General features: G+C 71.4%; 7 protein-coding genes. 4 read left to right on the top strand and 3 right to left on the bottom strand.

Going from position 1 to position 9,075, the window contains the following annotated elements:
- Nucleotides 1-59: 59 nt before the first annotated feature.
- Nucleotides 60-2,462 (bottom strand): FtsX-like permease family protein, encoded by a 2,403-nt coding sequence (locus ACFWBT_RS39035; RefSeq protein ID WP_385708430.1) that lies wholly within the window; start codon nucleotides 2,460-2,462, stop codon nucleotides 60-62.
- Nucleotides 2,459-3,151 (bottom strand): ABC transporter ATP-binding protein, encoded by a 693-nt coding sequence (locus ACFWBT_RS39030; RefSeq protein ID WP_385708427.1) that lies wholly within the window; start codon nucleotides 3,149-3,151, stop codon nucleotides 2,459-2,461. Before ACFWBT_RS39030 ends, ACFWBT_RS39035 begins: the two co-directional genes overlap by 4 nt.
- A gap of 221 nt (nucleotides 3,152-3,372) precedes the next feature.
- Between ACFWBT_RS39030 and ACFWBT_RS39025 the strand changes: the two genes are divergently transcribed.
- The 4 genes from ACFWBT_RS39025 to ACFWBT_RS39010 all read left to right on the top strand — a co-directional run bounded on the left by ACFWBT_RS39025 (nucleotide 3,373) and on the right by ACFWBT_RS39010 (nucleotide 7,735).
- The gene (locus ACFWBT_RS39025; protein WP_385708424.1) at nucleotides 3,373-4,752 is read left to right on the top strand and encodes a sensor histidine kinase; all 1,380 of its coding nucleotides are present in this window, start codon (nucleotides 3,373-3,375) and stop codon (nucleotides 4,750-4,752) included.
- Nucleotides 4,749-5,465, top strand: a complete 717-nt coding sequence (locus ACFWBT_RS39020) for a response regulator (RefSeq protein ID WP_385708421.1) — start codon at nucleotides 4,749-4,751, stop codon at nucleotides 5,463-5,465. Before ACFWBT_RS39025 ends, ACFWBT_RS39020 begins: the two co-directional genes overlap by 4 nt.
- Before the next feature lie 151 nt (nucleotides 5,466-5,616).
- Nucleotides 5,617-6,174 (top strand): hypothetical protein, encoded by a 558-nt coding sequence (locus ACFWBT_RS39015; RefSeq protein WP_385708418.1) that lies wholly within the window; start codon nucleotides 5,617-5,619, stop codon nucleotides 6,172-6,174.
- Between the two features lie 106 nt (nucleotides 6,175-6,280).
- On the top strand, nucleotides 6,281-7,735 hold the full coding sequence (locus ACFWBT_RS39010; RefSeq protein ID WP_385708415.1) for an FG-GAP and VCBS repeat-containing protein: 1,455 nt from the start codon (nucleotides 6,281-6,283) through the stop codon (nucleotides 7,733-7,735).
- A 138-nt stretch (nucleotides 7,736-7,873) separates the two neighbouring features.
- Here ACFWBT_RS39010 and ACFWBT_RS39005 read toward each other — a convergent pair whose 3' ends face one another.
- Nucleotides 7,874-8,929 (bottom strand): hypothetical protein, encoded by a 1,056-nt coding sequence (locus ACFWBT_RS39005; protein ID WP_385708412.1) that lies wholly within the window; start codon nucleotides 8,927-8,929, stop codon nucleotides 7,874-7,876.
- Nucleotides 8,930-9,075: the final 146 nt, after the last annotated feature.

Genomic DNA, 9,075 nt, shown 5'->3' with positions numbered 1-9,075 from the left:
GCCGTGCGGTTCAGGCCGCCGCGTCCCGGCGGGCACCGCACGGCGCCGGCCGCCGTCGGTCACTCGGTGCGCAACGCCGTCGCCGTACGGACCTTGGCCGCCCAGCCCGCCGGGGCCGTCGCGCCCAGCAGGGCGACGAACACACCGGCCAGGCCCAGCAGCACCAACTGCGAGGTGTCGTACACGTCGAGGACGGAAGGCGGCAGGCCGGTGCCCGCGGCCTCTCCCATGACCGGCAGCACGTAGCCGTGCAGCGCGAACCCGACCGGGACGCCGATCAGCCCGCCGACCACGCCGATCCCGGCCACCGACGCGAGCACGAGCCCCACCGTCTGCCGAGGGGACATGCCGAGCGCCTTGCACACCCCCAGGTCGTGGACGCGCTCGCGAGTGTCCAGGAGCACGGAGTTGAGCACTCCGAGACCCGCCACGGACACCAGCATCAGGGTGAGCAGCGCGGCCATGGCCTCAAGTACGAGGATCATGTTCTCTCCCTCCGGGGCGAAGTCGGCGATGGCGTCGCCGCCCAACGGCTCGATCACACCGCCGAGTTCGTCAGCGTATTCAGCGGGCGAGACTCCCGGATCCACCTCGATGTGGAAGGCCCCGGGCTCCGCCGAGGGGAAGCTGTCGAGATCCGCGTGGACCTGCATTCCGTCGTCCGACGTGTCGAAGGCCTCGCCGACGATCCGCAGGCTCACCGTCTCCTTCTCGAACGTCACCCGCACGGTCTCGCCGATTTTGGTGCCCGTCCTCTCCAGGAAGCGGGTGGGCACCACGACCTGGCCCCGCCCGTTGATCCAGTGCCCGTGGATCATCTCGTAGCGGCCGGGGCGGGAGTCACCCTGGTAGAGGACGGCCCGGACGGTGCCGGAGATCCCGGACACCGTGGCGTCCCCCGCCGCCGTGCCGTAGTACGAGGCGGTGCCGGGCTGCGCCGCGACCGCCGCACGCACCGCGTCCGGATCGGCCGACGGCTGTCCCTGGTTCGGCCCCGAAGCGGCGGGCGCCGGCTGCTTCGGCTTCCTCTCCACCCGCTGTCCGGCGCCCGAGTTGGGGCCGCCGCTGATGGCGGTGACATCAGCGCGGCCTTCGGGATCCTGCGCGCTGCCCACCGCGTTGAGGGACTGCGTCAGCCCGACTGCGAACGTCGCGGCCACTGTTCCGAAGGTCACCGCGAGCACCATCGCGACGGCACGCACGGGGTGCGCGAAGGGGCTCGCGAGGCCGTACGTCACCGGCCTCGGCAGCGGAAGCCGCCCGGCCGCGCGGTGCGCCCACTGACCCCGGGCGGTGCGCGGCGCCCTGCCGACGGCGATCGCCTCGACCGTACGCAGTCTCCCGGCCCGCAACGCGGGCAGCAGCGCCGCGATCCCGACCACGAGCAGCGCGCAGGCCGGCACCACGACGTCCACCCACCAGGCCACGGAGAGCGACACCGTGCCGTACACGGACTCGGTGTCCTCGAGCAGCGGCACGGCCAGCAGGTTGCCCAGGACGACGCCCAGCGCGATGCCCGCACCGGCCGGGATCAACGCCTGTGCCACATAAGCCCGTACGACCTCGCCCGGGGTGAACCCGATGGCCTTGAGGATGCCGATGCGGCGCAGGCTTGTGCCGACGGCGCCGCTGATCACGCTGCCGACGATGATCACCGACATCACGATGCCGAGCACGCCGAAGGCGAACAGGAACGGGATCGTCGCCGCCGCGCCCTGATCGGCGGCACGCTTGGTGTCCAGCCACGACTGGGTACCGACCAGCGCACCGGAGGGCAGGGCGGCGGTGAGCTTCTTCCGGTCGTCCGCGACCTGGGACTTCGTCCCCGCGGAGTCGAAGCGGTAGAGCATCTGGCTCGTGAGGCCGCTGTCTCCGGTCGCGAGCGACCTGACCTGAGCGGGGGTCGCCCAGACGTCGGCGCTTCCGCCGGCGGACAGCGCGAAGCCGACGACGGTCAGCGTCCACGCGTCCGCGGTGTCGGAACTCATCAGTGTCGAACCGACCTTGAGGAACGGTCCGGAGAACGAGGCGGACAGCACGATCTCGCCCGACTTCCGTGCCCACCGGCCCGACTTCAGGTCCACTTCGTCCACGCCGCTCCCCCGACCGGACCGTCCGACCAGGGTCAGCGCGGGCAGGTGTCCACCGTCCCGGCCCACCGGGCTGATCGTCGTGGACGGGAACGGTCCCGCGCTCGCCGTGACCCCGTCCAGGTGACGGGTGCTCTCCAGTTGAGCCGCGCTCACCCGGTCCGGGTCGAACTGAGCGGTGATGTGCGCGCCGTGCTGCGACGCGAAGGCACGGTCGAAGGGAGCGTTCGTGGCGACCATGAGGGACCCGGCGACCACGGCGGAGGCCACCGCCATCATCGTGGCCACGGCGATCACCAGCGTCTGGACACGTCGTCTGCCGACCCCGGAGCGCACGACCCGCCCGAGGGCACCATTGCCGAACCGGCTCATCGGACGGTCTCCGCGTGCGTGTCGACGGCGACGCGGCCGTCCACCAGATGGATCGTCCGCTGCGCACACGCCCGGGCCAGCTCCAGGTCGTGGGTGACGAGAACGACGGTCTGGCCGCCGCGGTGCAGGTCCACGAGCAGCTCCCGTACCTCCTGCCCCGACGCGGTGTCGAGCGCGCCCGTCGGCTCGTCGGCGAGCAGCAGCGCAGGCCTGTTCACCAAGGCCCTTGCCACCGCGACCCGTTGGCGTTCGCCGCCGGACAACCGCCCGGGGTAGGCGCGGGCGTGCTTCTGGATTCCCAGCACCTCCATCAGCTCCCCGGCACGGGATGCCGCCGCCCGCCGGGCGGTCCCGGTCAGCTGGGCGGGAAGCTGGATGTTGTCGGCGACGGTGAGGTCGTCGAGCAGGTTGAAGAACTGGAAGACCATGCCGATCCGTTCGCGGCGGAACCGGGCCAGCGCGTGCTCGCTCAGCCGGTCGATGCACTGACCGGCCACGGTCACGGTTCCCTCGCTCGGCCGGTCCAGACCGGCGACGAGGTTGAGCAGGGTGGACTTGCCGCTGCCGGACGGACCCGTCACGGCAAGGGCCTCGCCCTGGGCCACGCGGAGGTCGACCGGTCCGAGCGCCGCCGCGTCGGCGCCGCCGTATCGCTTGGCCACGCCCTCCAGTTCGATCACCTGAGTCATGGGTGTGTCCGTCCTTCGTTGGTCGAGGGCCCGCTTCCTGTGCGGGCCCGGTGAACGTACGGGCGGACGCCGACGCGGCGCGTCGGCCGCGGCACCGACATCAGGCCCTTCCTGCGGAGGACTCGGCGGCGGGGTCATCCCCGAGGAGTACTCCTGGCGGACAGGGGTCCCGGCCGCGCAGGTGGACGCCGGCCAGTGCCGCGGGGCCACACAATGTGCGGATGGAGACGGAGGACCTGTACGGGCGGCCGCGCGACGCGCCGTGGGCGGGCAGACGGCGAGAGCGGGCCGGTGACGTGCTGCGGCCGGGGACTTGGTGGGCTCACGTCCGCGACGCGCTCCGGCCGGAGGGGGAGCCCGCCCCGCTGTCCCGGCGGGCGGTGCGCGTGGACGTGGTGCTGGGGATCTTGCTGACCGTCGTCGCGCTGGTCGTGGCGGCGCGCTACCCCGGCGACGGGCCGGTACGGATCAGCTCCAGGGCCGTGTCCGAGGGGCGGGGCGCGTTCCCGTACCCGGAGCGGCCTCAGCCCCCTGTCCCGGAGGGCACCTACGACCCGCGGTCCTCGGCGCCCTGGGTCCTGGTCGTGCTGTCGGCGCTGCCCCTCGTGGCCAGGCGCAGGTATCCGCTGGTCGTGTTCGGTGTGGTCCTCGCCGCCGTGCTGGCGATAGGTGACAGCGTCTCCTGGATCAACGTACTGACCTGCAGTATCGGCGCGTACGGAGCCGTCGCGCTCAGCCGCTACCGGATGCGGGCGATGGCCGCGCTGGTCGTCGCCGCCGTGCTGGCGGGCGTCGCGTTCCGGGAGTCGGACCCCGTGCTCCCCGGCTGGTCGAGCCCCGCTGTCGTGCTCCTGATCGTCGGGGTGCTGGCCAGCCTCGTCCGCTTCGGGCGCCTGCGGCTGGAGGCGAGCCGGAAACGCTTCACGGACCTCCAGCAGGCCCAGGAGAAGGCCATGCGCCGGGCCGTCGAGGAGGAGCGCGCCCGGATAGCCGCCGAACTGCACGACGTCGTCACCCACAATGTGAGCGTGATGGTCATTCAGGCGGGCGCCGCGCGCAAGGTGATGGACGCGGCCCCGGAGCGGTCCAAGGAAGCACTGCTGGCGGTGGAGGCCGGCGGCCGCGCCGCCATGGCCGAACTCCGGCACGTCATGGGCCTGCTCGCGGGCCCGGGCACGGGCGGCGACAGCCCCGCCGACGGTCTGGAACCGCAGCCCGGCCTCGGACAGCTCGACGCCCTCGCCGAACGCGTGCGGGCCGCCGGGACACCGGTGACCGTGACCGTGTCACTGCCTCCCCGGCCGCTGCCCCCCGGGGTGGAACTCACCGCGTACCGCGTCGTCCAGGAGGCGCTCACCAACACGATCAAGCACGCGGCGGGCGCCGGTGCGGCGGTGGCGATCGGCTTCGCCGGCTCCTGGCTGGAGATCGAGGTCACCGACACGGGAGCTGTCCGGGACTCGCCGCCGGTGGACGGCAACGGCCGCGGACTGATCGGGCTGCGCGAGCGGCTCGCGGTCTACGGCGGCGAGCTCACCGCCGGGCCTACGCTCACCGGCGGATACCGGGTCACGGCCCGGGTCCCGTGGGAGGCGGTGTGAACGGGCCGGCCCTGCGCGCCGTCATCGCGGACGACCAGGCCCTGGTGCGTACGGGGTTCGGAATGATCCTCGCCGCCGACGGCATCGAGGTGACGGCCGAGGCCGCAGACGGGGCCGAGGCGGTCGACGCCGTCAGGCGCACCCGGCCCGACGTCGTCCTCATGGACATCCGGATGCCGCGGATGGACGGCATCGAGGCCACCCGGCGCATTCTCGGCGGCGGACCCGACGGCTCCGACGGCACCCGTGTCATCATCCTCACGACGTACGACCTCGACCACTACGTGTACGCGGCGCTCACCGCCGGAGCGAGCGGCTTTCTGCTCAAGGACGTCACCCCCGAGCACCTCGTGGCCGCCGTGCGCCTGGTGCGCTCCGGCGACGCCCTGCTCGCGCCCACGATCACCCGCAGGCTGATCGAGCGCTTCGCACACCGCCAGGAGTCCCCGCGGACCGGCCTCCACCGTGACCTGTCGGAACTGACCCCGCGCGAACTGGAAGTGCTGCGCCTGCTGGCGACCGGCCTCAGCAACGCCGAACTCGCGGACCGTCTCTTCCTCAGCCCGACCACGGTCAAGACCCATGTCGGCCGCATCCTGTCGAAGCTCGATCTGAGGGACCGTGTGCAGGCCGTCGTACTCGCCTACGAGAGCGGTCTGATCTCCCCGCAGAGCCCGCCCGGCACCGGTCGAGCAGCGCGGCCGGTCAGGTAGCGCGAGCAGTCCGCTCGGCCGGCCGGAGCGGTGTCCAGTGCGTCATCAATGCCCGGCAATCCCGACCCGGCGTCTCGTTCGCCGGTTGCTCTGTTCACCGACTTCTTGCTTCTGGCGTTACGCTGCGGGCCGTTGATCGTAAAGGGAAGACATGTTCAAGCAACTTGTGACGGCCGCCGTGACGGCAGTTCTGATAGCCGGGCTCGGCGCGTGCGGCCGCGAGACCGACGCACGCGACGAGGGCACCGACTACTCGGTCGACGTCGACCAGGACAGCGGAAGCGTTGCCGAGGAGCCCCAGCCGGACGCGGACACCACGACGGACGCGAGCGTCTTCGGCCTCCGGGACGAGGTCCGCCACCTCGCCGCCAAGACCACCCGGGCCACACGGCCACACCTGACCAAGAAGTGCAGCACGACCACGCGACGGGTCAAACACACGACAAGCACCGGATCGGGCACCAAGCGGCGTACCCGCACCTGGTACTCCACCGAGCAGTCCAAGACATGCAAGCAGGTCCGCAGCGGAACCGAGACCTACAGGCGCGTCGTCCGGCCGGAACAGTGGTGCGTCAGCGTGGACAACCTCGGCGGCGACACGAAGCAAGACGACGTCTGGTACCAGGTCAGCAAAACGACCTACGACGCGGCCATCGGCACGGACAGGCACGCCCGCATGGACTTCACCCCCAAGGACAGCGGCTGCTGACCTGAACACACCCGCCGGCGTCGATGCCCTGCCCTGTGGCCGGGGCGTCGGCGGAGCTCTTGACGCCCCGGGCGTCCAACACCCACGCGCTCGACAACGGAGACCCATGCACGCCAGACATACCGCCCTCGCCGCTGCCGTGGCCCTCACGGCAGCAGTCTGCACACCGCTCCTGACGGCCCCCGCGGCGTCGGCGGCCCCCGCCAAGCTGTCCGACGACTTCAACGGCGACGGCCACCGCGACTTCGTCATGCTGGGCGGCTCCCACGGCAAGGACGGCCGGGTCACCGTCGTCTACGGCACGTCGTCCGGCCCCGGCACCCGCGTCCAGACCATCCACCAGGACTCGGCGGGCATCCCGGGCGCGGTGGAGGCGGAGGACGGGTGGGGAACCGCCGCCACCACGGCCGACCTCGACCGCGACGGCTACGCCGACCTGGTTGTCTCCTCGCCCGGTGAGGACGTCGGCGACGTGCAGATGCGCGGCGGGCTGACCGTCGTCTGGGGCAACGCGCAGGGCCTCGGTTCGGGCACGGTCCTCAACTCGCCGGTCCAGCAGGAGTACGAGGGCTCGGGCGACGCGTTCGGCGAGGACGTGGCGTCCGGTGACTTCGACGGCGACGGGGACCAGGACCTGGCCGTCACCAGCAACAGCCGGGTGGGCGTGGTCCTCTTGAAGGGCCCCTTCACGCGCACCGGCGGCAAGAGCGGCTGGGACTCCCTGGGCGGCTCCTACGGCTACCTGTGGGCCCCCAACCTGGTCGCCGGCCGGGTCACCGCCGACGCCGCCACCGACCTGTACATCCTCGGCTCCGACCTCCAGGGCAACGCCGGCGACCTGGACCTGCGGGCCTACTTCCACCGCGGTGGGGGCACCTTCACCCAGCGCGCGGGCGAGCTGCGGGTGCCCGACGACGGGGGCCACCAGGGCGGCGACATCCTCGCCGTCGGCGACTTCGACAAGGACGGCCACGGCGACCTCGCCATCGGCCGCGGCTACGAGCCGGGCGACGGCGAACGCGGTTACGTCACCCTCCAGTACGGCGGCTCGAACGGTCCCGACACCGCCCGCAAGCCGGTCAAGTTCACCCAGAACAGCACCGGCGTGCCGGGCTCCTCCGAGGACGAGGACTACTTCGGCTCCGCCATCGCCGCCGGTGACGTCAACGGCGACGGTTACGCGGACCTCGCCGTCGGCGCCCGCGGCGAGGACCTCGGCGCCAAAAGCGACGCCGGCGCGGTCACCGTGCTGTTCGGCCGCGCGGGCGGCCTGTCCGGCACCGGCGCCAAGTCCTACACCCAGGACAACTCCGGCATCACCGGCACCGCCGAGACCCAGGATCAGTTCGGCGCCCACCTCAAGCTCACCGACTACACCCGCGACGGCCGCGCCGATCTCATGATCGGCACCAACGAACAGCTGGGCTACGAGGACCGCTGGGGCCTCGTCCACCTGCTGAAGGGCTCCGGCTCGGGCATCACGACGACGGGCTCGAAGTCGTACTCCGTGACGTCGCTGAAGCTGTCGTACATGCGACTGGGCGGGCCGTTCGCGCGCTGAGCCCACTGACCGCCGGGGAGCGATCCACGGCCGGCCCCCTGCCTGCCGGCACCGAGCCGGCGGGCGGGGACTGAGCCGCTGCCCCTCCCCTTCCTCCGCCAGAAACGTGAAGAGCCCCGGCGACGGTGACTTCGCCTGTCAACGAGATGTGACCACGCGAAGCTCCAGCTCGTGTCTCGCCTCACTCCGCAGGGTCTCCTCCAGGTGGTACAACTCGGCGACAAGCCGGTCTTCGTGGCCGAGCACGCGGCCGGTGAGGCCGATCAACGAGTCGTCCTCATCAGGGGAAGACCACTCGAACAGAAGGTTGCACAGGGCGTCACTGCTCTCGACCGGATCCGGCGCCAGACGCAGGCCGACCCATCTGCGGTCCGCCCAATGACTCAGCAGAGCGGTGAACGTCTCGACACAGTGGCGCTTGTCGTCGGCGCCCGTATCGGAGTTCAAGCGGGCGACCAACTCGGCGTACAGCTCCGGCATTCCGAGTCCCAGCACGCGTGCGCCCGCATACGCCCAGTGGTCCGATCCCGTCCCGCCGCCGTATGCCTCCCAGCGCGGATTCCACAACAGTCGCGTGAATGCGGCGCGCGCAGTATCGCCATGCACGGCGATGCCCAGGATCAGTCCGCCGTTGCAGTCCGTGGATGCACTGCCCTCGCCCCACGCGACGAGCCTTCCCAACCAAGCCGGGTCACCCGTCTTCGTGGCAAGGATCGGCAAGAACTCGGGGAACAGGCTGGAGCCGACGTGCCGCTCGAGAGCCTCCGCGATCTCGGTCCGCACACCTTGGCACGACAGGTGCAGCAGGCCCAGGCATGCGTCCATCGCCTCGTGGTGATCGTGGTCAGGACCATTGACGTGGTCCCAAAGCATCCGCTCGGCCGACTCGCATCCCAGGTAGCCGACAGCGCGCAGCACACCGGTCGGCATACCGTCGCGCAACCTGCCCGCCTCAACGCTCGCTTCCAGCAGGCGTTCGGCCACACGGATGTCTCCATGCCGGGCGAATATCGGAACCAGCCTCTCGCGCGCTCCGGGATCGTCGAGGAACACCGGGAGAAGCGCCTCGGCGTCGGATCGGGACCCGTGCCGCAGCACCACGTCCACAACCATCGACTCCCACCGCCACGTCACCGACTTCGGATCACTGACGTACCTGTCGAGCAACTTCCGCGTCGCCCACGAAATCGCCACCCTGGCTACCCCCTCTGCCTAGAGAACGCCGTTCATCATGGCCGAGGACCCCGCTCAAGACCACGGAGATCCGATGCGCCTCCCCAGCCCCCGCTGCCGGAGCTCGGTCCGATGGTCGCCGACGAAACGCAGAGAGGAAGCCGGAA

This window comes from Streptomyces sp. NPDC060027, from assembly GCF_042737005.1.
In the GTDB taxonomy this organism is placed as follows: Bacteria; Actinomycetota; Actinomycetes; order Streptomycetales; family Streptomycetaceae; genus Streptomyces.
Note: the sequence above shows the minus strand (reverse complement) of the source record. Positions and strands in the feature narration are given on the sequence as shown.